The following is a 20375-nucleotide window of genomic DNA, read 5'->3' as shown; positions in this document are numbered from 1 at the left end:
TCTAGTGGACATTGTGCAACGTAGGCTTATCGATATCCGTCCCCCAGCGGTCGAGCGGACTTTCGCAGCGTCACACTTGAATCAAGATCGCGAAACATGCTGTAATTCCGTCGGATCCATTGATGCAGCTCGGTGGACCAGTCCTTCTCGTTGCGTAGATATCCAGTGAAGGAAAAGCTAAGCCGGTCTATATATCTTTTGAGGAAGAGCGGAAGTGCGGAAATGCGAATCACCCGCTCGCTGTCCATCGCCTCGGGTAATCCGCAGCGCAGCACGAATTCATTGTGGACAGTGACCAGCGACGTCGGCGGAATTCGCCGCCGCAGCATTTCATAAGCGCGAAAGGAGACACGGTCTGCGGCTGCGACGAAGAGGATGATAGGGGCGACATAGCAGCGCGTTGTCTCCTTCATGAAGCCAATCTCCTCGCACATCTTGAAGAATTCGTCGAAGGCGTGAAAGCCGAGGTCAATTACCTTGGCTACACGATCGTGGATGATGAGAGGGTCCATCAGCTGCATCTTGCCGTAAGTGTCGATCACATCCGCGGTCTCCGTGATGCTGGGGAGGTAGTCGAGCAATGACGGCTCTTTCAAGTTGACATCAAACGACAGCGCTGTGCCGTTTTTCAGCAGCAAGAATTCGCTCATGGCGCGAGCGATGAGGGTTTTGCCAACCTGCGGGCTAGGAGAGCAGATGATGTAAATGGGGGTCGCTAACATAGCCAGCAGATCAATTTCGTTCCGTACGCGGGCCCGACCTGAGCTCGCCAGATATGCGACTACTTCTCGCCGGCCCGGGTGGCGGACTTGGCCCCGGCCAACTCCGTCAAGTTGATGCGATCAAATTCGCTCCAGACATTTGCCAGCCAGTGCCGGACATAGCCGCGCAGCACGAAGGAGTTGTTCGCAGGTTCATCATTCCGTCCCTTGTTCGCGACGAAGTCTACGAATGGGACGGACGCGACTTCCACCTGCTCATACGCCATCTCATTAAGCTTCGGGATGGTCAACTCAGTCGCATGTTTGATGCGATGAAAATAGGAATTATAAGTGGCTTGATCCCACTGGAAGAATTGAGTGTCGTTGATGAAGTTCTTGACCAGGTAGTACTTTGCACCGCTCATGAAAGTCGCGGTTTCCTCGATCTCGTCTAGCGACGCGATGGATGATCCCAGGATGTGGAACACGGCAAATGTGACCTGGCCAGACCGTGCTGAGTCCAGAAAGCCGATGTCGCGCAAAGAAGCCAGCGCAGAGGACAGTAGGCCTGCGCGAGCATCGATGACAGTGACGGACAGGCCTGAGTTCAAGGTATCGAAGATCTTCATCTGGTCCGCCGTCGCAGTCATGTCGACGATCTCAGTGATCCCGGGGTAAAAGCGCTTCAGCGTTCCCCGGGGCGACTCCGTGTCGAACGCGCGTGTTTGCACGTTATTGACGCCAAAGTAGTCCAGTAGCGTTCGTGATACGGTCGTCTTGCCGACTCCTCCCTTGTCCGCACCGACCACAATTACCACTGGCTTCACCATAGAAACATCTCCTGAGACTCTCGCTATCGCCGCGCGCGAAGTGCGCGATCGGCGCGTCTCTGCTTTGGTTGCGAACATGGCGGAAAGAAGGGGCGATGAACCTTCGATGCGAGAGTTCTGCAACTGATAGACGTTTTCAACATCAAGCGAGTAACCTCGTGTGATGATGCTTGCCAAAGAATGCGAGCAATCACTTGTAGTGTTGATTTACGTGAGGTTTGTGGGCAGCTGGAATGCGCGGGCGGTGGTCATTGTATTGCCATAGGGAGCTATGGACGCCGTCGCTGCCACCATCCAACTTTCATGAAGCAAACAAGTCTCGCGTTGCGTCAGATTGCGAGCTCGATGAGAGCGCAAATCAAGCCGATGCTATGCGGGGACCGACCATGGATTGGCAGACCATCAAAGGTCTGCTGGATCAGATCGTCTTCTTTTCGGATGAGAGCGAAGTGACTGACTAATTCCCGAGAGGTAACCCTGAACGACCGAGCTCTCATTCAGCTGAAGAATGTCGGGATATGAGAACGCTGAAACGCGCGCTCTACATAAACTCATACTCATCATCATGCGCATCGTTCGCGGCGCTGTCACACTTTCGGGACATTTGGCACTGCCGCTGTTGTCTTCAGTCGCGGCAAGATACAAAGGCAGTTTACCCGGGCCAATTGCCCCGTTGTTCTTCCATTTGTCCTAGCTGAATAAAGCGCGCTTTCTCCGAAATACATTTCGTGCCGAAGCGAAACGCCATGTCCGCTGTGCGTTGAGCCTTTTTCGAAATCCAGCGAGAGTATCGCTGCGGATTAGCAGTAATATCCTCTATGTCTCTTCTATAAAAGTCTGCCAACTTGTCCTCAACTGAAGCTCTTGAGATCTCGACCATCGGCTGCTCGTCAACCAGCGCGTATGCCGGAACTGCTCGCAAAGATGCATCAGAAGATGAGCTCGATGGCACCAAATTGAGATCAGAGAATACATCCGAAAACCTTTGGCTATCCGTATAGAAGTCGTCGGTCGCGCTCGTTCTCATTTCATCGGACCCGGAAGCATGTTCGCAATTTGATAGATTGTAAGTGTGCTTAAACGCAATACCTCCTGTTTGTGTCGACGAGGGCCGCGCCGATCGAGACCCCGCTCATAGTAAGCTTACTGTCGGCAAGCTGACAGCTATCATCATAATTTGCTATTCCGCCTCCCCCTTGATCGCCACTTATCTTGAACGAGCCAATGCTTTCCGGCCATCCGCCTGCGGTGGTGGGTTGCCATCGCCGGCCTCCGTTTTGCCTTCAAGGGCGAGGGACAGTCCGAAATTGTTGCGCAGCATCGGGTTCGCAGGTTCCGCCGCGAGAGCTTGGCGGTACAGTTCTTGGGCCTCCTGGTGCCGGCCCTCGTGATCGAGGACAACTGCTTTGGCATTCAATGCGCGCAGGTCGCCAGGGGCTGCCAATAACACGCCCTCGAGCACCTCGAGCGCATCATTCGGACAGTTGCGTGCCAGCAGGGCTCGCGCAAGAGGGATAGCCGCGTCGATGTTATTGGGCTGTTGCTTCAATGCATCGCGCAGAGCCGCTTCGTCAGGATCTCGGCCGAGCGCGTGCGAAATGCGCTCGCGCGCGGCTTGGTCAATCTCTTTGGTGTCTGCGAGGTCTGATGTGGACGTCTGCTGCGGTGAAAGACCATGTTTACCTGGGCTGGCGCAGCCAGCGAGCAGCACAATAGCCAGCACCGCAAGAAAAGTCGGCCGCGGCGTCGAACTGGTGGAGCACAAATATCGGCGGCACCTGGTTTCGTTAAATTTCATAGGCTACTCACGAGAAAATGCCGCGCACTTTTAGCTTGCAGTTGTTAGGAGGCTCCCGAGGAAGGCGCCTTGGGAAGCTTGACGGATCCAATCGGTTGGACCGTGAAGTCCGCGGCGAGATCTTGATAGGACAGAACAGGCAGGTCGAGCCCGTTGCGTGTCAGAAAACCGCGCACAAAACGCCGGATATCCATCGAACCCAGGACGACAGGCTGACTCTTACTTTGCGCGATGGTCGCATGGATCCGACGAAATTGCGCAAGCAGCTTTTCGCTCTGCCATTCGTCCAGGACGAGATATGGACCGACGGCCGTTTCCCGTACTGCGCCGCGGATGATTTCCTCGCTCTCACGCTCAATGATAAAGGCGACGACGACGCGATGGGCATTAGCATACCGAAAGCAAATTTGCCGCTTTAAGGTCGCACGAACATATTCGGTGAGAAGGACGGCGTTTTGCTCGCGCTCGCTCCATTCTGCCAATGCCTCGAGGAGCAAGCGGGTATTGCGGATTGGAATGCCCTCATCGAGCAAGCGGCGTAGGACCTCGGCGATCCGAGGGACGGTGGCTGTACGCAGCACTTCCTTCACCAGATCAGGATATTCCTGCTCCATCCGGGCAAGCAATTGGCGGGTTTCCTGGATACCCACCAGGCGCTGTGCATATCGCGTCAATGTGGAATGCAGACGTAAGGCAAGAACTTCGCTCAGCCGATGATATCCGATTCCGGCGGCCTTGAGAGCCGTTGCATGCCGTTCTTCGATCCAGACCTGATTCGTTTCAGGGTCTTGCTGAAAGGGGATGCCGCTCAATTCGATGTTCGCCACATCGTCGTTGAGCGCCAGGTGGCCAGGATTGATCACATCGCGCTCAACTGGCACACTATCGACATCCAACCGGAATTGCGACGAGGACAAGCTCTCGCCAATCTGGGCGGGGATGCGCGGAATTGTGATACCAAGGTCCGCCGATACGAGCCTAGAAACACGCAAAATGCTCTCTTCCAACTCGTCTTTGTCGATCGAATCCGTCAGGTTCGGTGCAAGGAACAACGCGATCGGAAGTGCTTCCGCATGTGCGGTCTGCTTCTGAGCCGCTGCAGGGGTCGGTGCCGAAGCAGCGGCGCTAGCCCCTATTTTGGCGGCAGGTTTGTCGCCTTTGGGGCTGACTTTGACGTAGCTTGCCGCAGCGAACAGGACGGCCAGCACGACAAACGGCGGCAAAGGAAAGCCGGGAACGAGCCCCATGAATACCAAGACGCAGGCGGCTAGCCTAAGTGCCTGCGTACTTGCGGTAAGTTGGTGAACGATATCGGCGCCGAGTTTGAGCTTGGAGGGTCCGTTGACGCGCGTGACAATGGTCGCGGCTGTAATTGACAGCAGCAACGCCGGAATCTGCGAAATGAGCGCATCGCCGATCGTCAAAAGTGTATAGTGATGCAGCGCTTCATCGAGCGACATACCTTTGGAGAGCAGACCGATGCTGATTCCACCCAGCATATTGATACAGATCACGATCAGGCCGGCGATCGCGTCTCCCTTAACGAACTTCATGGCACCATCCATCGCGCCATGAAGTTGACTCTCTTGCTCCAACGCGGCGCGCCGTCGACGTGCTTCGTGTTGATCAATGTGGCTGTTGCGTAGTTCCGCATCGATCGCCATCTGCTTGCCTGGTAGCGCGTCAAGCGTGAAGCGCGCAGACACCTCTGCGACGCGTTCGGCACCCTTGGCAAGAACCATGAATTGGACCATGGTCACGATCAAGAATATGACGATACCGACCGCAATATTCCCCGAAATGACGAAGTCGCCGAAGGTGTGGATGATGCTACCGGCGTCGCCCTCGGCAAGGATCAGCCGTGTTGTTGCAATCGTTAGCGCGAGTCGAAATACGGTGGAGATCAGAATGACGCCCGGCAAGGACGAAAAATCAAGCGGTGTGCCGAGATAGAGCGCAACCATCAGCAGCAATATGGCAAAGCCGAGATTGAAGCCGATTAGCATGTCGATCACGACGACTGGGATTGGCATGATCATCATGCCGATCGCCAGAAGCAGCATCAATGCAACCATGAAATCCGGGTGGGCCGGAGCGCGCACGATGAAGTCACGCAAGACGTTGGCCATGATAGATCCCTATTGCTCTTTGATGAGGGCTATGCTCGCGCGCAGTGACACATAGCGCTGGAAGACCTCGCGAGCCTCGGGCATGCGGCCTGCGTGCCGCAGGGCGTGACTGCGCAACAGCGTCATCGGCATGCGTGAAGAGGGTTGCTTATCAAGTGTGTCCAGCCGGTCCAGAATATGCAATGCTTCGTTGCCAAGGCCCTCGGAGATGAGCGCGTAGGCTAAAATGCGGAGTAAACCGACGTCATTGGAGTGCTCGCGAGCTGCAATTCGCAACAGAGCCAGACTCTGTGCGCTCTGCCCGCACGCGAGATGAACATACGACAGCGCGCAAAGCAGATCGCGCTCCGGCCCGGAGATCGACAGAATATCGTCGGATTTGGTGACTTCTGGAACCAGGGGTGCGGGGACATGCTGAAATTCATCAGGATCGGCCATGACTAGCCCTTGATCAAACTGTTTTGATTTTGCCTGAGCATCAATAACCGCTGAAGTTCTTGCTGCAGGATCACCAAACACTCTCGCGCCATCTTGTCATCCGGCGTCGCCTCCAACGTTCGCGTTAAGCGCTCTAGAAGAACACCATGCTTGTCGGCGCGCAGTACGTCCGGATGACGGAGGCGCGGAACGACGAAGGAGAGTAAACCGCGGGACAGATTGGGACCATAAAGCGAAGCCAACACCGCGCGTGGATCTATCTCACTTGCCCCTGCCTCGCTTTCGAAAAAAGTGACGCGCGAGATGGCGCGGACGGAATCGACCTCGAGTGCCGCTTCGCTCGTACCGTCAATTGGCAGATCATGCGGAACCGCATCCCGCCACGACGCGCGCTTCGTGCCGCTATCCGAATGGGTGCCTCCGACTTCGAGTTTATCACCTTGCGAGGGAGGCGAGCCGATGACCGCTGCGTGCTGGCCCGCGTCTAATCCCTGCGATGAGGTACCGGGCCCTATGGAGTGCTGGGGCAGCCTAGCCATCGCCTTCTCCTTCTTTCTTGCAGGGTAGAGAACTTAGTATGGCAAAGCCGCAGATCGGCCGTTGCGGCTGAGCAGAACTCGTCCATCCTCAATTCGATCAACGGTCCATCCATTACTTAAGAGCGCGCCGACGAAATACTTCTGCCCGGCAATAAGCAGATAAGGTTCGCTTCCACGCCAGACGGCTTGGACGGCAATCGAAGACGGCATCTTCTCCTCTTTCACCATGACAGCATTCACAAGGGTCGGGGTGCCATTGGTTTGACGATCGAACCATTGCTGGATTTCTTTCCATTTGGCGACGAGGTTCGGCGCAATCGTGCCTTCCGCGGTCACGACGCCGGGACCGCCCCCGATTTTGACGTCAAGAAGGCCCGCTCGTTCGATCTCTTGCCGCAGCGATACGGCCATTTCATCGGCAGTTCTCGCATCAAAATGGTCCACGGTTGGCTTAGCGGCAATTTCGGCCGCGCGCGATGACTCAGTCCTTGGCGCCACCGCCCTATCGCCAGGGGCGAACACAGTTGAGACGGTACCGATCACGACACAGCTGAGCAAGATCATGCTGAGGGTCACGATCGAGCTGCGGGACCGCCTGCTCGAAGCAACTGGCTGGACATCCTCTGTCGACCAGCGGATGGAGATTGCGCCGGCATGCACGACCGCGGGAAGGGGCACTTTGATGCGCTCACCTGAAGTGATGCTCGCGTGACCGTCTATGCCGATATTGGCGGCGAGCGCCTCGACCTCGATCCAATCGCGCTGCGGGGTGATGCGAAGGTGATGCGGTTCAAGCCCTTGCTCAACGAAGATCAGGTCAGCATCGAGGCCGCTGCCCACAATGCTGTCGCCGCCCGCCGCCTTTCCTTTGAGCCCGGTATAGAGCCCCGAAAGCACCTCGAACTCGAGCGAAATAGAGTCGTTCACGATAATCTCCTGAATAACGAGAGAAGCCGTACGGCAGTGCCGTACGGCTCATCCAGAGTTCGTCATTCACGGCGCGGCGACGGTAGCAACTCGGTGAGCCACCCGTCTTGCAGAATTACTGGACGCGCTCGTCGGCGACCTTTTTCTCGGACGAGAGTTCGGTCGTAATTCTGCGCATTGCCACGGCCTGGGCCTGAACCTTCTGGCTCACACGCTCGAATTCAGCCATCTGGTTCTGGAAACCCGAATCGCCGCTTTGCTGAACACCAGCAGCGCCGCCATTTCCGCCAACATTGTCAACCGCCATGTCTATTTACCTTTCTTTTAGGATAACCCTGGTTCTGATTTGTTACGAGATGCGGGCCGGCGAAACGATCGCAGGAATGGAAAGGAACACGGGCGTGCCGCCGAGCGTGCTGAGCCCAAGGTTCAGTTCCAGGCTCTTGCTAAGAGTGTCGGGCTTGGGTTGTATCTCGCTCTTTTCGCCGGCGTCTTTGTTGTCTGCGGCCTTATCATGCCGACTCTCGTCGGACACTAAGGTGTGGACTACCTTGTCAAAGACCTTGTCGACGGTACCTCCCAGTGCCGAGCCAATAGCCGCTCCGGCTGGACCGCCAAGGTATCCGCCGGCAGCGCTTCCGATCATTTCTCCGATCACCGCATTCTCCTATCTCGTCTTGTTGCGCTCAATAGACGACTGCTCGCCTAGAGTTCAGCGGCCTCATGCTAGGGGCGCTAGCTTTCGAAAAGCTGACGAGCCTAACGTTGAGACGAGTGGCGCGATCCTTTTGCGGCATGCTTGCATCCGCTCGCAATCATCGGCTCGCCCGGGCGTTGCTAGCCGCGACTATCGTCGGCTTGGCTTAAGGGTGGTTCAGGGTGTTTAGCTTCGTGTTCAGTAATGATTCTACCTAGCCGAGCCTGCGCAGACGTGTGGCCTGCAGGGTAGACCGCGGAAGCGGTATGAGGTCATCGTGTCGTGCGGGTCTCAGCCCTCGCTTGGTACGTTTGGCTAACATGGGCTGCTTGTGAAAAAGATCTGGGCTCGCGAAGTCGAAATGCTGAGGGAACTGGTTGACGCACGTGTTCAGGCTATCGATCGCTCCTCGCAGATGTGGGCACGACCGGCAGGAGCGCTGAGTGCGCGGTGAGGGCGGGATGGTTGGCTGAATACCGGCGGGCGTCGCGTCACTTGTCGTGAAGACGTCGGGGCGCCTCTGGAGCGAGGCGGGTCTTGCCAAGAGGGCATTGAAGCTCGCGACGAAGGGGGCGTTTCGGACATCCGATCGATGTCAAAGTGAGTGCGGCTTCGCTCGCTGATCGTCGTCAGCTTTTCGACAGGTATTCGGGCTACTATCTCTGTGAATTGAATGAGCGTGATGTGCTCGTGCGGTTACTGCGATGGGGCGGGAGCAAGGGCTGGCTGTTCTGGCAAGAGAAGTGGCGTTCCTTCGAATGAGCTAATGATGCGTTGGCGTGCAGATCTGAAGCGCCGCGCCTTGATTGACTGTGCGCGTAACGCTCACGGTTTGTACAGATTTCGTCTATGCAACAGGAGTGAACTAAATGCAGTATCTTCCCGTGGCTGGTCTCCCAGTGGTGGGCGCGCCCGACTCGATGAACGGACTGGTGCCAGAAGGCGTGGTTGTCACTCCCGCTTTCAACGCCTTGTTGGGGCCAGCCCTCGTTAGTTCTGTCGTCGGGAGTGTCGTGCCGGTCGCCGTGACGCCTACCGTCGTTACGACCCAGGCGTACATGATGGCGCCTCCTCCTCCCACCATGCTGATGAGCCAGCTGAATCAGAATTCCGAGCCTGCTGTGGATCCGGTGTGGACGCATGAGGTCAAGGATGGCAAGGCCACAATCAACCTCGGGGACAAGTATACGATTACGGCCGATGAGAAGGATGGTACTTGGACGGTTCGCAACAACCAGACCGGTCATGTCACGGTAGTTCATGGCGACCCCCACGTTGATGCCGACGGAGACGGGAAGGATGACTTCGATTTCAAGAAGGATATGACGTTTCAGCTCGACGACGGCACGAAAATTACTGTCAAAAATGTCGACTACGGTAATGGTCAGGCCATCTCTTCAAAGCTGACCATTACCAACGGTCACAACGCGATGGTTGTCGAGGGGCTCGGCGACGACAAGGATGGCAAAAACAATCTGAGGGTGACGCAGTCCAATGCTGGGATGACCATTGACGAGTTGACGTCCGATGGTGCCCAAACGATCCATGAGAGTGGCCAGGGATGGGTCGATGGCGCCGGACGCGCCGTGAATCAGGCGAGTATCGATGCAGGCGAACAGGGGCGCGGGCCGGCCAACTACCAGTATGCGAGCGCGACGCCTGCCTCTACGGTCCCCGTCTTCTTCGTTCCTCCTCCTCCGCCGCCTCTTGCGATGGTGCCTGTTGCGGCCGCCCAGGTGCCCGCGCAGTCGTCTCAGCCGGCGCCAGTGTGGTCGCATGAGGTCAGGGACGGTAGGGCTGAGATCAAGCTTGGTGATAAGTATTCGATCTCGGTCGACGAAAATGACGGAACAGTGCTCATTCGTAACAGTCAAACAGGCAAGACCACGGCGATTAAAGGCGATCCCCACGTCGATGCCAACGGTGACGGCAAGATCGATTTTGACTTCAAGAAGAACATGACTTTCCAGCTCGACGACGGCACGAAGATTACGGTCGACACCGTTGATATCGGCAAGGGCAAAACGATGGCCTCGAAGCTGACCATCACCAACGGCGACAATGCCATGGTCGTCGAAGGGCTTGGAGATCGCTTCGACGGTAAAAATAATCTCAAGGTGACACAGTCGAATGCCGGCCGTACGCTTGATCAGCTGACTTCGGATGGTGCACAGACGATCTATGAACAACCAGGCTCGGGCTGGGTCGATCGGTCTGGACGCCAAGTGAACCAGGCGATCATCGACAGCAATGAGAATCCAGGCACACCGTCGGATGCTTGAATTGGTCGTAAGCCCGGCTGGTACTGCGAAGCGATCCCAGCCTATCGAGTAAGTCACTGAAGCGGGCGCCAGCGCCCGCTTTTTGTGTTCGCCAGGGAGACGAAGATATTAAGTCGGCGGCGTATCAATCAGGATCGCCGCTCTCATCGCGCGATGGGGCCTTCTGACCTCGGGCACCAATCGTATCGACAAACACGCTATGACGTCAGGATCGGGCACCCCCAACATGTCTCGATGCTGGGGTCAGCAGTCCAGGAGTTGTGAAGATATGGGCGCAGCGATGCTGATGTTACAGAAAATCTTAGAGGATCTCTCTGGCGCACGATCTCGCGGGCGGCTGCAGAACCAATCGAAGATAGCCGGCTGACGCAATTGATCATCAAGCGGGAAGCGCTCGGTTTCGCTTGATCTCTATTGGCCTGGCTAAAGAGCGCTCCTGAGGAACGTTCATCGAAAATATGGGGTATGCCCGGGTGAGCAAGTCGCTGCGGCGCCTTCCCAAAGTTCCCAGTGTAATTGCGATCGGATTTGCCGACCGGCCGCACCGCTGGCCTGGAGGACCACCTAAGACGCGTCTAGCGGCTGCTATTGCTAAGTCCGCCTGCTTCGGCCGATCGTTCTCGGTCCGGCTTGCCTTCCGGCAGATCCTTCCCTGTGCGCGTCTGATTATCCGGCCCTTCACCCATCATCGAGCTCGCTCATAGCGTCATCCATATCTGACTGGGTATCGCTTATGACCTGGGTAGCGACTGCAACCAGAGCCTTTTCGAAGGCTCGCTGTAATAATGCTGCGGGCGAGTTGTCGCCGCCGTTCGCGGCGTTATCGTTGTTTGCGCCAGCTTCTGGCGCCGTAGCTGCGATATCGGCTGCGCCTGTATCCATGTCGTAAAACCAGATAGCGGCGGTGCCGCGAGATGACCTATTCTTGTCGTGCTAGCAGGGACAGCTTGCAAGAAGCTGACGAAGACAGAGGCTGAATTAATGCTGTGATTCCTGCGCTCAGTGCGTTCTCAGGTGGTCCCGTGTCGTGGAGATTTGATGCGCAAAGGACTTGCAATCATTCGGCCGGAGCCTGTCTGCCGAACATCGGCGCACATAGGTCCGGCTCCGACGTGTTTGAGAGCCAGTGGATCGGATGGACATCTGCGTTCCGCTACTTTGGGGTGGAGAGCTGGCCTTTGTCTCACGATACGAGCCAAAAAAATGCGCGCGATGGAAGTGCACCTTGTAGCTCGCGCGATCTTTGACTTGGCCGCTGCCCTGGCGCGAGCCGGTCTGGCACGAATGAAATGGCCTGAAAGGAGAAGCGTGGCCGCGGAATACCCACCTGCAAGGTCGCCTCTTACCAAGTGTCCTGCCATTGAAAAGGCCGGTATCGGCCCCGCGGGGATCGCCCTGCCGTTGCTCGGCTGCAGCCGTTAGCCGATGTGTGGATCTTCAGCCTCTACTGGTTGCTCTTGCTCTCCCTCTTGAGGCCAAAGGGCCGGATCTCGCGAGGGTGTGAGACGAATGAAGTCCTCCTCTCTCCATTCGGCCGTATGAGGCACGCCGAGAATGGTAAAGATTGTCGTCGGGTGGTGCTGGCTTGGCTTCACTCTGCTTCGCTCAAGCATGTCGATCTGAGCGCCTGTGGCTGTTTGAGACGTAAACACCCAGGAGTCCTTGGCGAGATGTCCGTCCCACATGCGGAACTCGGAAAGTTCGGGCGGAGCCGCGGAAGACTTAGCTCGGGACGGTCCCGCCTGCAATGGCTGGGCATGGGAGGGGCCGGCGTGCGACGGCTCACACTCAAAAGGGGCGGTGCGCGATGGACCTGCATGCGAGGTCCCCGCTTGTGGCTCACCCGGACGGGGCTCAGCATCCGATGGGTCGGCATCCAGAGTCTGCCATATCAGATCTTGATCGAAGCCGGGATGTCCCTCAATCGCCTGAGCGATGGTCTGCGGCGAGAGATGCCGGGCGCCGTTTTCCGGCTCTGGCGCGGCGACGGCTGCAGGCGCGGCATACAGATTATCCTGCCAACCTGAGCCTGCCGAATCGGGATGCGCTAAATCTGGGTAAGGCGGATAAAGGTACCCGGTTTCGAAGTATGGAGAGTAGGGATGGCCCGCATCCAGATAGGGTGAATAAGCCTCACCCTGCAGCACGGGATGGGCGAGGCCCTGCGCCAAAGCGGGAGCGTCTGCGCCGCTGAGCTGCCGCTCGAATTCGCTTGCATCTGTAGTCGTCCGCGCTGCATCGGGCTCCGGGCTCGTATTGGCCGGGGCGACTGCATTGAAATCCACCGTGTTTCTCCTTCCAACGGATGACGCGCATCGAGCCTATGCGAAGCCTCAGCTTGCTCGGAAGCATCCGCTCGCAGGCCACATTGATCTTGATGAAACGGGCTGCGTGCAAAGACAGCGCCACCCATTTCCCTGGCGCGTCCAGTCTCTGATCCATCTATCGGGGCTGTCACAAGCAAGGCAGCCGTCCAGACCTCGCAGGCTCATGCTGGGGATTTTAGCTTTCGAAAAGCTGACGATCGGATGATATAGGCGGACGCCGAATGGACCAGATTCGCTCGGAGCGGTCTTGCAGCTTTCATCATTACTTCTGGCCTGGACCGGCTTCGCGCAAAATGCCCTCATGGTGCGGCGTTTCGGGAGACGCTACCAGCCGCCCGTCCCGGAAGACCGTGCTCGATGAGCCGCGAAACAACATCAAAACCGACTCGTGTTGTGGCCTCTCGGCGGCGACGGGACCGCGCCGGGCCTGCGCTTCCGCCACAAGGCCTTTAAGGGTCTGGTCCACCAGCGCAACAAATCGGGGTGGGCCGGAAGCAAGAATGAGGCCCTCTCCCGGAGCCGGTTTCACGATATAGCGCTCATCCGAGATATTGAGCACGTCGAGCGCGGACTTGAGCACATCGAAGCCGATTGGGTTCAATACAATGAGCCGGCTTTGCGCCTCGTGGGCGGCGGAGATGTAAAGCACGAGCCCGTCGTAATACCACTGAAGATTGTACAGGGCAGTCAAACGGTCAAGGAATTCTCGTGGCGGCAGGTCCGGCATTCGTCCGCGAATCCGGCCCTTGACGTCGGCGCTGACATTGACCCTGATATTGAGATTGTTTCCGAACTCCTGCAGCGCCGCGGAAAGATCCTGATCGAGAACGGTGTAGCTATAAGGGGCGGACGGCAGCGAAAGGGATGCAGCAGACGAGCGCATTATTCCGACACAGATGAAAACGCCGGCACAAAGAACTGTTTTCAAACTATGTATCACCGTGGATCGCGCGAGCATTCCTGGACGCCTTCCGCTCATCAAGAGATTGGGGTTTCGTCCCAGCTTGGAAGCCAAACGTGATCTTTAGATGACGCAGGCAGACCGATCTCCGTCAGGTTTTCGTCAGCTCGCCGGCCTACGAACTTGATCGGTTCATCGGCTAACGCCTAGGTCTCAACAAACGAGCACAATGACTCACTCCATGTTGTTAGGTGCAACGCCGATCCCTCCCAATTCAGCCGACTGTCTCTCCAGTGCCTGCTCGCCGGCAGTTGCTGGCGAGCAGGCGCGCTTTGAGCAGTCCCTGGCGCAAGTAGCTTCCAACCAGGGATCTGCTGTCCCGCCCGCGGACCGGCTCGCAGCGGCTCCGCCGATGTTGGAGGTTCAGCGCACGAATGTGCTGGCGAGTCCGCCGGGTGATCGAATCCTCCAAACCCTCTCCAGTATCTACCAGGGCCGCACCGTTCCTCCGCCGATTGCGTCGGCTGCCGTGACTGGTGTGCAGCCTGGACCGGCTGCGCAGCCGCTTTTGCAGGCGGATAACGCTGGTGCACATGCGGCTGTTAAGCCGGTCGGGACCGATTTTGAATCGATGATGACGAATCTGCGAGACGTATACAGGGATGTTATTCAGGTTTCCCTCGTCTCCAAGGGCACGAGCGCCGTCAGCTCGTCGCTAAACAAGCTGCTATCGGCCGGCTGAGTAAGCTGATGACTAGCGATCTGAAGAGGGGTAGCTGCGGCGGCCATCAATCGTGGCGGCGGCTTCGCATGTGTTTTGCTATGCCCCTTCTCTTCTCGCTGATCGGTTGTAAGGCTGATCTATACACCAAAATTCAGGAGCGCGAGGCTAATGAGATGCTCGCGCTTCTCCTTGGCAAGGGCGTTGATGCTGTCCGTGTTGTCGCCAAGGACGGAACCAGTACAATCCAGGTGGAAGAAAAGCAGCTCGCTTATTCGATTGACCTGCTCAATATTGAGGGGCTGCCGCGCCAATCCTTCAAAAATCTCGGCGAGGTGTTCAAGGGATCGGGCCTCGTCGCCTCGCCGATCGAGGAGCGGGCACGTTACGTTTATGCTCTAAGCGAAGAATTGTCGCGCACGATTAGCGATATAGATGGCGTCCTTTCAGCGCGCGTCCACGTGGTTCTGCCGAGGAACGACTTGTTGCGGCAAGATGCGACCCCGTCCTCAGCCTCGGTCTTCATTCGCCATGGCTCCAGCGCGAAGCTCTCGGCACTGTTGCCGCAGATCAAGATGCTCGTCGCAAACAGCATTGAAGGACTGTCCTACGACAAGGTCGCGGTCGTCTTCGTGCCGGTCGAGCGCACTCCAATCGAACAGCCTGCCGCGCCGGCAGTCCCTACGGCTCAATCAGCAAGAGCCGGCTCAGCGCCGTTACTTGCGCTTGCTGTGGGAGGCGCCGGAGCGGTATTGGGCATCGTATCTTGCGTATTGCTGGGCCCGCGTATGCGTCAGTTCGGACAATCATCACGTAAGCTGAGCATATTCGGTGGGCGCTCGCGTGTGCCTGCTGACCAAGCGGCGGGCAAAAAGATGATTGCTGATGCGTCATAGTCTGGCGCTCATGTCGGCCCTAATGTCAACCACGACCACAAGAACCAATCCTTCGGTCACGCTTGCAGCCGATCGGCTGCGCGAGCTTGCTGCCTCGGTCGATCCCGGCCGTTTTGCTGCGTTTCTTGACCCGCTGCTTTCGCCTTCCACGTTGGCTCGGCTACAGCAGAGTGCCAGGCTGCAGCCAAGGCTCGCCGAACTGCTGCTGGGCAGCATGGTGGAGGCTAGTTGCGCCGACTGGAACGAAGATGTTCTCTTCGGGCATGACCCGCGGCGGGCTGCGCTGCTCGCGGGCAGCATCTGGCATGCACGCTCCATCCTCAAGCTGGTTTCCAGGCACGATCTACCCTTATTGGTAGAGTTGATCGGTGCCGAAGCGCACGTTTTCGCTGTTCGACATTTGTCAAGCGCCGTGGCAACGACCCCAATCCTCGATCCAGAGCAATTGTCGCGACAGATCGAATATGACGGGCATGCTTGTCTCGGCGCCTGGCTCGAACAGACTTCCTCCCTTAGTCGTTTCCGCGTGCTTCTACGCTTGCCCGTGGGGACGGCCGCCGAGAGTCCAATTGCTGAGCACCGTAGCGCAGCGGGCCCGCTGATTTCCCTCGTCTTGGCTCATTTGCGTACAGAGGATGCTGGAGCATGACAGCCGATGCCCTAGGATCAACCGCGTCCCCGCAGATCCGGCCTGTTGGACCGCTGATAACAGCTGCGCAGCTTGAGATCTGGCACGATGCCGTACGGGCGCGTGCCGCTGCCGAGCGGCATCTGCAGCGGGTGCGCCGGTGGGCACGCCAGGCTTATGAGCGGGAACGGGCGCGGGGCCGCGCCGAGGGCGCAAAGGCTGGCGCAGAGGAAATGGCTCGGCTTATTGCGCAGGCGACTTGTGAACTGGCCCAGCGCAAGGCGGTTCTGGAGCGGGAATTGCCGCAAGTGGTCTTTGAGATCGTTCGCGATCTGCTTGGCGCGTTTGATCCGGGCGAGATGCTGGTCCAGTGCGTTCGTCATGCCATCGAGCAAAGATATAAGAACACGGAGGTTTGTCTTCACGTATCCCCACTGAAAGCCGACCAGCTAGCCAGTGAGTTCAAGGACTATGACGGAATTGAGGGCCGTCCGAAGGTCAGGATCGAGACGGATCCGGCGCTGAGCGCGGATCAATGTGTCTTGTGGAGCGAGTTTGGCAATGTCGATCTTGGACTTGCAGCGCAGCTGCGCGCGCTGCGTCTCGGCTTTGGCTTGTCAGAGGAAGCTGAATCGTGACCGTGCAACGATCAATCTATCATGCCGCGGCCGCAGAAGGAACTGTAAAGGCCGCACTCTCGTCCCTGAGATCTTCAGCCAAGAACATCGATACACGCGCTGTCCGCGGCCGGATTACGCGGGCCGTGGGCACGCTGCTACACGCCGTCTTGCCGGAGGCCCGGGTCGGTGAACTATGCTTGTTGCAGGATCCTCGCAGCGGATGGTCGCTCGAGGCCGAGGTGATCGGTCTGTTGCCGGACGGGGTGTTACTCACGCCCATCGGGGACATGGTGGGGCTGTCCAATCGCGCGGAGGTGGTAACGACTGGGCGAATGCAGGAAGTGGCTGTGGGCCCCGATTTGCTCGGCCGCGTCATCGACAGTTTTGGACGACCGCTCGATGGCAAGGGCCCGATAAAAGTCGCCGAAGCCAGACCGCTGCGCGGCAGGGCACCCAATCCGATGAAGCGGCGCGGGATTGAACTACCGTTTCCGCTCGGCGTCCGTGTCCTTGATGGTCTTTTGACATGCGGCGAAGGTCAGCGGATCGGAATCTATGGTGATGCCGGTTGCGGCAAGTCGACGCTGATGTCGCAAATCGTAAGAGGCGCGTCGGCCGACGTCACTATCGTTGCGCTGATCGGCGAGCGCGGTCGAGAGGTGCGCGAATTCATTGAACGTCATCTTGGTGAAGCCCTTCACCGTTCCGTGGTTGTGGTGGAGACCTCCGACCGTTCGGCGATGGAGCGGGCCCAATGCGCCCACATGGCGACAGCACTGGCCGAATATTTTCGTGATCAGGGCCTTCGCGTCGTTCTGATGATGGATTCTCTGACGCGCTTTAGCCGCGCTATGCGTGAAATCGGCCTTGCCGCAGGAGAGCCGCCGACGCGGCGCGGATTTCCGCCATCCGTTTTTGCGCTGTTGCCGGGCTTGTTGGAGCGCGCCGGCATGGGCGAGCAAGGCTCCATTACGGCCTTCTATACCGTGCTTGTCGAAGGTGATGGCACGGGTGATCCAATAGCGGAAGAATCACGCGGCATCCTTGATGGCCACATCATTCTCTCCCGCGCGCTGGCCTCTCGGGAGCATTTTCCGGCTATCGATGTGCTGTCGAGCCGCAGCCGCGTCATGGACGCGATCGTGTCCGTGCCACATCGCAAGGCGGCATCCTTCTTCCGTGATCTGCTCTCACGCTACGCCGAGGCCGAGTTCTTGATCAAGGTGGGTGAATACAAGCAAGGCTCTGATCCGTTGACCGATCGGGCGATCGCCTCGATCGAGCAGCTGCGGGCCTTTCTGCGCCAGGGACAGGGTGAGGCGTCCAGCTTTGAGGAGACGGTCGCATGGATGTCGCGTTTGACCGCCTAAGTCCCGCTCACGCCTCAAAGCTGCGGCTCGTAAAGGACATGCGGGAGCGAAGCGCCGTTCGTGAATTGTCTGACATGGAAGCCAAGCACCACCTCGCGACCCAAGCTGTCCAACAAGCTTGCGACCACCTTGCACTTGCCGAAGAGCGCCGCGCAAAGGTTGAGGCGGAGCTCTATCGGGAGATGCTCGCAGCCGATGCGATATCTGTGTTCGAACTGCAGCGGCGCTACCATCTCATCATCGGGCGACTCACAGAAGAGATCACAGCGGCGCAGCGCGTTCTTGACAAGGCCCGTGCTGCTCAAGAGCAAGCTGAGGCCGCGGTTCTCGAGGCGCGGGCTGTTTGGACCAGGCGTTCAGCGGCGAGCCAGAAATGGCGTGAGATCGATCAGGACGTTCGGCGCATCACGAATGCTCATTTCGAAGCCGCCGCCGAAATCGAAGCCGATGATGAAGTCTTGCTCCGTTACCGGCGAGGCCCATCAGGGCAGACGGGAGGTGAGCCAGCATGATCGCAGATCCTCTCCCGCGCGAGCTAGCGGCCTGCGGCGCGGAAGCCGCACCGGCAGCATATCGGCCGGTTGAGCCCGCAGCCTTCATGCCGGCGCTGATCCTCTCGCGCGCCGTAGCCTCGTGGCTTAACGAGGTCGCAGCGTTGCGTGCGCATGTACAAGGTATCCTCGGCGAGAAGCCGCTCTCTGTGCGCGTGAGCCGAACCGTCTGGCAGGCGGAGCCGGCTGCGACGTCGATGCTTGACTGCGTCTTCGAAGTAGAGGGAGAAACCTTGATCCTGTCCTTGCCAGGTAAGCTTGTGGAAGCGCTGGTCGGGACCGTGCAGGATGGGCTTACCTTGCCTTCTGAGCCGACACGTTCGCTGGTCCTGGAACTTGCGCTTGAACCCTTGCTTGCTTCGCTGGAAAGAATGACGCAGCGGAATTTGCGGCTTGTTCGCACCGAGGAAGCGCGGAGCACGAGGCCTTATCTTGAACTTGACATCGCCTATGGTGAGCTCGCCAGCAAGGCTCGGATGCTTCTATTCTCGCCACTCGACGGTCCCGTTCCGCTGGCTTTCACGGTCCTCGGCGAACTGCTCGGCCGATTACCGCGACAGACGGCCAGGCTGCTTTCGGAGTTCCCCGTCATCGTTGCAGGCCATATCGGTTCGCTCCGCGTCGCGATCGGCGTTCTTCGCCAAGCAGAGCAAGGCGACGCGCTGCTCCCGGACGCAATTCCACTCGCGCAAGGCCAGATCATTCTCGCTGCAGACCGATTGTGGGCCCCTGCAGAGGTCGGCGGCGACAGGCTGGTGCTGCGAGGCCCATTCCGCCTGCGATCCAACCCCCTAAAAAGTGAAGATGTGATGCCCCAAAGCCCGTTGCAACAGCAGCCCCCGTCAGATGCGGATATCGACAGCATCGAGATCACACTCGTATTCGAATGTGGCCGCTGGCCGATGCCGTTGGGAACCTTACGAACCATCAACGAAGGCCACGTGTTCGAACTTGGCCGGCCTCTTGATGGGCCGGTCGATATCGTTGCCAACGGCCAACGTATCGGCCGGGGCGACATCGTGCGGATCGGCGACGAGCTGGCCGTCAGGTTGCGCGGCAGGTTGGCGCTTAATGACTGAGATTCAACCCAGCATCCTTGCGCTTCTTGCGATAACCGTCGGCCTTGGCCTCCTGGCCTTCGTTGTCGTCACAACGACCGCCTTTATCAAGGTCTCGGTTGTTCTATTCCTCGTGCGCAATGCGCTTGGGACTCAATCGATCCCGCCGAACATCGTCCTATACGGAGCGGCACTGATCCTGACCGTCTTCATCAGCGCTCCGGTCTTCGAGCAGACGTATAACCGCCTTACCGATCCGCAACTTCGCTACCAGAGTTTCGATGACTGGGTGACGGCCGCCAAAGAGGGACAGGAGCCGCTGCGTGCTCATCTGAAGAAATTCACCAATGACGAGCAGCGCCGCTTCTTCCTGTCGTCCACCGAACATGTCTGGTCGGAGGAGATGCGCGGCAGCGTAACGGCAGATGATTTCTCAATTCTTGTTCCATCGTTTTTGATTTCCGAACTCAAGCGTGGGTTCGAAATCGGCTTTCTTCTCTATCTTCCCTTCATCACGATCGATCTGATCGTCACGACGATTTTAATGGCCATGGGTATGTCGATGGTGTCTCCCACGGTGATATCTGTCCCTTTCAAGCTATTTTTGTTCGTCACTATCGACGGCTGGTCACGTCTCATGCACGGGCTGGTACTAAGCTACTCGACTCCAGGAGGTTGACCATGAACGAAGCCAACATCCTTACGCACCTCAGCCAATCGCTCGTGCTCTTCATGATCTGGGTTCTGCCGCCGCTGCTCGCAGCTCTCATCTCCGGACTGATCATTGGCCTCATCCAGGCGGCAACTCAGCTCCAGGATCAAACCCTGCCACTGACCGTCAAGCTTCTGGTCGTCGTCGCCGTGCTCGCCGGGTTTTCTTCTGTACTCAGCGCTCCACTGATCGATCAGGCCGAGCACATCTTCAGCGAGTTTCCAGCACTCACCGCAAGATATTAGCAGAG

22 protein-coding genes are annotated in these 20375 nt (G+C 58.0%); 10 read left to right on the top strand and 12 right to left on the bottom strand.

The window, feature by feature from the left end:
• Positions 1-26 precede the first annotated feature (26 nt).
• The 9 genes from XH98_RS30740 to XH98_RS30700 all read right to left on the bottom strand — a co-directional run bounded on the left by XH98_RS30740 (position 27) and on the right by XH98_RS30700 (position 8020).
• On the bottom strand, positions 27-722 hold the full coding sequence (locus XH98_RS30740; RefSeq protein ID WP_271620856.1) for a hypothetical protein: 696 nt from the start codon (positions 720-722) through the stop codon (positions 27-29).
• Between the two features lie 59 nt (positions 723-781).
• Entirely contained in the window at positions 782-1531 is a 750-nt protein-coding gene (locus XH98_RS30735) for a hypothetical protein (protein ID WP_271620855.1), read from the bottom strand.
• 1207 nt (positions 1532-2738) lie between these two features.
• On the bottom strand, positions 2739-3329 hold the full coding sequence (locus XH98_RS30730; RefSeq protein ID WP_271620854.1) for a tetratricopeptide repeat protein: 591 nt from the start codon (positions 3327-3329) through the stop codon (positions 2739-2741).
• Between the two features lie 44 nt (positions 3330-3373).
• Positions 3374-5458 (bottom strand): type III secretion system export apparatus subunit SctV, encoded by a 2085-nt coding sequence (gene sctV, locus XH98_RS30725; RefSeq protein WP_271620853.1) that lies wholly within the window; start codon positions 5456-5458, stop codon positions 3374-3376.
• Positions 5459-5467: 9 nt separating this feature from the next.
• A complete protein-coding gene (locus XH98_RS30720; RefSeq protein ID WP_271620852.1) occupies positions 5468-5896 on the bottom strand; it encodes a tetratricopeptide repeat protein in 429 nt (142 codons plus the stop codon).
• A 2-nt stretch (positions 5897-5898) separates the two neighbouring features.
• Positions 5899-6435: a hypothetical protein gene (locus XH98_RS30715; RefSeq protein ID WP_271620851.1), complete on the bottom strand. Its 537-nt coding sequence runs from the start codon at positions 6433-6435 to the stop codon at positions 5899-5901.
• Between the two features lie 33 nt (positions 6436-6468).
• Positions 6469-7362: a SctD/MshK family protein gene (locus tag XH98_RS30710; protein ID WP_271620850.1), complete on the bottom strand. Its 894-nt coding sequence runs from the start codon at positions 7360-7362 to the stop codon at positions 6469-6471.
• A 115-nt stretch (positions 7363-7477) separates the two neighbouring features.
• Complete coding sequence (locus XH98_RS30705; RefSeq protein ID WP_271600078.1) at positions 7478-7669, bottom strand: hypothetical protein; 192 nt, start codon at positions 7667-7669, stop codon at positions 7478-7480.
• A gap of 42 nt (positions 7670-7711) precedes the next feature.
• Positions 7712-8020 (bottom strand): hypothetical protein, encoded by a 309-nt coding sequence (locus XH98_RS30700; RefSeq protein ID WP_271620849.1) that lies wholly within the window; start codon positions 8018-8020, stop codon positions 7712-7714.
• Between the two features lie 908 nt (positions 8021-8928).
• Between XH98_RS30700 and XH98_RS30695 the strand changes: the two genes are divergently transcribed.
• Positions 8929-10341, top strand: a complete 1413-nt coding sequence (locus XH98_RS30695) for a DUF1521 domain-containing protein (protein WP_271620848.1) — start codon at positions 8929-8931, stop codon at positions 10339-10341.
• Positions 10342-11019: 678 nt separating this feature from the next.
• Here XH98_RS30695 and XH98_RS30690 read toward each other — a convergent pair.
• From XH98_RS30690 to XH98_RS30680, 3 genes are all read right to left on the bottom strand, one after another.
• On the bottom strand, positions 11020-11223 hold the full coding sequence (locus XH98_RS30690) for a hypothetical protein (RefSeq protein ID WP_271620847.1): 204 nt from the start codon (positions 11221-11223) through the stop codon (positions 11020-11022).
• Between the two features lie 536 nt (positions 11224-11759).
• On the bottom strand, positions 11760-12626 hold the full coding sequence (locus XH98_RS30685) for a hypothetical protein (RefSeq protein ID WP_271620846.1): 867 nt from the start codon (positions 12624-12626) through the stop codon (positions 11760-11762).
• Positions 12627-12930: 304 nt separating this feature from the next.
• Complete coding sequence (locus XH98_RS30680) at positions 12931-13626, bottom strand: nodulation protein NolW (RefSeq protein ID WP_271620845.1); 696 nt, start codon at positions 13624-13626, stop codon at positions 12931-12933.
• Positions 13627-13798: 172 nt separating this feature from the next.
• Here XH98_RS30680 and XH98_RS30675 point away from each other — a divergent pair, with 172 nt between their 5' ends.
• Genes XH98_RS30675 through XH98_RS30635 form a run of 9 tightly spaced genes read left to right on the top strand, consistent with a single transcriptional unit; the run spans position 13799 to position 20370 of the window.
• Positions 13799-14311, top strand: a complete 513-nt coding sequence (locus XH98_RS30675; protein ID WP_333932786.1) for a nodulation protein NolB — start codon at positions 13799-13801, stop codon at positions 14309-14311.
• Between the two features lie 8 nt (positions 14312-14319).
• On the top strand, positions 14320-15186 hold the full coding sequence (gene sctJ, locus XH98_RS30670; RefSeq protein ID WP_271620843.1) for a type III secretion system inner membrane ring lipoprotein SctJ: 867 nt from the start codon (positions 14320-14322) through the stop codon (positions 15184-15186).
• A gap of 10 nt (positions 15187-15196) precedes the next feature.
• Complete coding sequence (locus XH98_RS30665) at positions 15197-15835, top strand: nodulation protein NolU (RefSeq protein WP_442868659.1); 639 nt, start codon at positions 15197-15199, stop codon at positions 15833-15835.
• Positions 15832-16452, top strand: coding sequence for a type III secretion system stator protein SctL (gene sctL, locus XH98_RS30660; protein WP_271620841.1), 621 nt, complete (start codon positions 15832-15834; stop codon positions 16450-16452). The genes XH98_RS30665 and sctL overlap by 4 nt, the downstream gene beginning before the upstream one ends.
• Positions 16449-17804 carry a type III secretion system ATPase SctN gene (sctN, locus tag XH98_RS30655; RefSeq protein WP_271620840.1) on the top strand — a complete coding sequence of 452 codons (1356 nt, stop codon included), beginning with the start codon at positions 16449-16451 and terminating at the stop codon, positions 17802-17804. The genes sctL and sctN overlap by 4 nt, the downstream gene beginning before the upstream one ends.
• Entirely contained in the window at positions 17780-18316 is a 537-nt protein-coding gene (locus tag XH98_RS30650) for a hypothetical protein (RefSeq protein ID WP_271620839.1), read from the top strand. The genes sctN and XH98_RS30650 overlap by 25 nt, the downstream gene beginning before the upstream one ends.
• Positions 18313-19434 (top strand): type III secretion system cytoplasmic ring protein SctQ, encoded by a 1122-nt coding sequence (gene sctQ / locus XH98_RS30645; protein WP_271620838.1) that lies wholly within the window; start codon positions 18313-18315, stop codon positions 19432-19434. Before XH98_RS30650 ends, sctQ begins: the two co-directional genes overlap by 4 nt.
• Positions 19427-20092 carry a type III secretion system export apparatus subunit SctR gene (gene sctR, locus XH98_RS30640; protein WP_271620837.1) on the top strand — a complete coding sequence of 222 codons (666 nt, stop codon included), beginning with the start codon at positions 19427-19429 and terminating at the stop codon, positions 20090-20092. The genes sctQ and sctR overlap by 8 nt, the downstream gene beginning before the upstream one ends.
• Before the next feature lie 2 nt (positions 20093-20094).
• The gene (locus tag XH98_RS30635; protein ID WP_271620836.1) at positions 20095-20370 is read left to right on the top strand and encodes an EscS/YscS/HrcS family type III secretion system export apparatus protein; all 276 of its coding nucleotides are present in this window, start codon (positions 20095-20097) and stop codon (positions 20368-20370) included.
• The last annotated feature ends 5 nt before the right edge of the window (positions 20371-20375 follow it).

This window comes from Bradyrhizobium sp. CCBAU 51745, from assembly GCF_028128715.1.
GTDB classification, from domain to species: Bacteria; Pseudomonadota; Alphaproteobacteria; order Rhizobiales; family Xanthobacteraceae; genus Bradyrhizobium; species Bradyrhizobium manausense.
Note: the sequence above shows the minus strand (reverse complement) of the source record. Positions and strands in the feature narration are given on the sequence as shown.

Excerpts from the sequence above, each read along its gene's own strand:
- XH98_RS30680 (WP_271620845.1), bottom strand. The coding sequence starts at position 13,626 with ATGCTCGCGCGATCCACGGTGATACATAGTTTGAAAACAGTTCTTTGT.
- XH98_RS30695 (WP_271620848.1), top strand. The coding sequence starts at position 8,929 with ATGCAGTATCTTCCCGTGGCTGGTCTCCCAGTGGTGGGCGCGCCCGAC.
- XH98_RS30735 (WP_271620855.1), bottom strand. The coding sequence starts at position 1,531 with ATGGTGAAGCCAGTGGTAATTGTGGTCGGTGCGGACAAGGGAGGAGTC.
- sctL (WP_271620841.1), top strand. The coding sequence starts at position 15,832 with ATGACAGCCGATGCCCTAGGATCAACCGCGTCCCCGCAGATCCGGCCT.
- XH98_RS30740 (WP_271620856.1), bottom strand. The coding sequence starts at position 722 with ATGTTAGCGACCCCCATTTACATCATCTGCTCTCCTAGCCCGCAGGTT.
- sctR (WP_271620837.1), top strand. The coding sequence starts at position 19,427 with ATGACTGAGATTCAACCCAGCATCCTTGCGCTTCTTGCGATAACCGTC.
- XH98_RS30650 (WP_271620839.1), top strand. The coding sequence starts at position 17,780 with ATGGATGTCGCGTTTGACCGCCTAAGTCCCGCTCACGCCTCAAAGCTG.
- XH98_RS30635 (WP_271620836.1), top strand. The coding sequence starts at position 20,095 with ATGAACGAAGCCAACATCCTTACGCACCTCAGCCAATCGCTCGTGCTC.
- sctQ (WP_271620838.1), top strand. The coding sequence starts at position 18,313 with ATGATCGCAGATCCTCTCCCGCGCGAGCTAGCGGCCTGCGGCGCGGAA.
- XH98_RS30730 (WP_271620854.1), bottom strand. The coding sequence starts at position 3,329 with ATGAAATTTAACGAAACCAGGTGCCGCCGATATTTGTGCTCCACCAGT.
- XH98_RS30690 (WP_271620847.1), bottom strand. The coding sequence starts at position 11,223 with ATGGATACAGGCGCAGCCGATATCGCAGCTACGGCGCCAGAAGCTGGC.
- XH98_RS30675 (WP_333932786.1), top strand. The coding sequence starts at position 13,799 with ATGACTCACTCCATGTTGTTAGGTGCAACGCCGATCCCTCCCAATTCA.
- XH98_RS30705 (WP_271600078.1), bottom strand. The coding sequence starts at position 7,669 with ATGGCGGTTGACAATGTTGGCGGAAATGGCGGCGCTGCTGGTGTTCAG.
- sctJ (WP_271620843.1), top strand. The coding sequence starts at position 14,320 with ATGACTAGCGATCTGAAGAGGGGTAGCTGCGGCGGCCATCAATCGTGG.
- XH98_RS30715 (WP_271620851.1), bottom strand. The coding sequence starts at position 6,435 with ATGGCTAGGCTGCCCCAGCACTCCATAGGGCCCGGTACCTCATCGCAG.
- XH98_RS30720 (WP_271620852.1), bottom strand. The coding sequence starts at position 5,896 with ATGGCCGATCCTGATGAATTTCAGCATGTCCCCGCACCCCTGGTTCCA.
- sctV (WP_271620853.1), bottom strand. The coding sequence starts at position 5,458 with ATGGCCAACGTCTTGCGTGACTTCATCGTGCGCGCTCCGGCCCACCCG.
- XH98_RS30665 (WP_442868659.1), top strand. The coding sequence starts at position 15,197 with ATGTCGGCCCTAATGTCAACCACGACCACAAGAACCAATCCTTCGGTC.